Origin of the sequence: Pseudomonas sp. PDM18 (genome assembly GCF_014852585.1) — a bacterium.
In the GTDB taxonomy this organism is placed as follows: domain Bacteria; phylum Pseudomonadota; class Gammaproteobacteria; order Pseudomonadales; family Pseudomonadaceae; genus Pseudomonas.
This window is the reverse complement of sequence record NZ_JACVBX010000034.1, coordinates 1-1,313: the sequence shown is the minus strand read 5'-3', so window position 1 is coordinate 1,313 and position 1,313 is coordinate 1. Positions and strand designations below refer to the sequence as shown.

1 protein-coding gene is annotated in these 1,313 nt (G+C 66.9%); it reads left to right on the top strand.

Going from position 1 to position 1,313, the window contains the following annotated elements:
* Nucleotides 1-1,313, top strand: a 1,313-nt coding sequence (gene hutU / locus IB274_RS29420; RefSeq protein WP_412548463.1) for a urocanate hydratase, incomplete at both ends; no start/stop codon positions are given.

Here is a 1,313-nt window from a genome sequence, read left to right as displayed (position 1 = left end):
CTGAACGCCAAGAGCTGGCTGACCGAAGCGCCGCTGCGCATGCTGATGAACAACCTCGACCCGGAAGTTGCCGAGAACCCCAAGGAGCTGGTGGTGTACGGCGGCATCGGTCGCGCCGCGCGCAACTGGGAGTGCTACGACAAGATCGTCGAGACCCTGAAGGAATTGAATGAAGACGAGACCCTGCTGGTGCAATCCGGCAAGCCGGTCGGCGTCTTCAAGACCCACGCGAATGCCCCGCGCGTGCTGATCGCCAACTCCAACCTGGTGCCGCACTGGGCCAACTGGGAACACTTCAACGAACTGGATGCCAAGGGCCTGGCCATGTACGGCCAGATGACCGCCGGCTCGTGGATCTACATCGGCAGCCAGGGCATCGTTCAGGGCACCTACGAAACCTTCGTCGAGGCCGGCCGCCAGCACTACGACGGCAACCTCAAGGGTCGCTGGGTGCTCACCGCCGGCCTGGGCGGCATGGGCGGCGCCCAACCGCTGGCCGCGACCCTGGCCGGCGCCTGCTCGCTGAACATCGAGTGCCAGCAGAGCCGCATCGATTTCCGCCTCGCCAGCCGCTACGTCGACGAGCAGGCCAAGGACCTCGATGACGCCCTGGCGCGCATCGCGAAGTACACCGCCGAGGGCAAGGCCATCTCCATCGCCCTGCTGGGCAATGCCGCGGAAATCCTCCCGGAACTGCTCAAGCGCGGCGTGCGCCCGGACATGGTCACCGACCAGACTTCCGCCCACGACCCGCTCAACGGCTACCTGCCGGCCGGCTGGACCTGGGAGCAGTACCGCGACCGCGCGCAGACCGACCCGGCTGCCGTGGTGAAAGCCGCCAAGCAGTCCATGGCCGTGCACGTCAAAGCCATGCTGGCGTTCCAGAAGCAGGGCATCCCGACCTTCGACTACGGCAACAACATCCGCCAGATGGCCAAGGAAGAGGGCGTGGCCAACGCCTTTGACTTCCCCGGTTTCGTCCCGGCCTACATCCGGCCGCTGTTCTGCCGTGGCGTGGGTCCGTTCCGCTGGGCCGCGCTGTCCGGCGACGCCGAGGACATCTACAAGACCGACGCGAAGGTGAAGGAGCTGATCGCCGACGACGCCCACCTGCACCGCTGGCTGGACATGGCTCGCGAGCGCATCAGCTTCCAGGGCCTGCCGGCGCGCATCTGCTGGGTTGGCCTGGGCCAGCGCGCCAAGCTCGGCCTGGCGTTCAACGAAATGGTCCGCAGCGGCGAGCTGAAGGCACCCATCGTGATCGGCCGCGACCACCTCGACTCCGGCTCGGTGTCCAGCCCGAACCGCGAGAC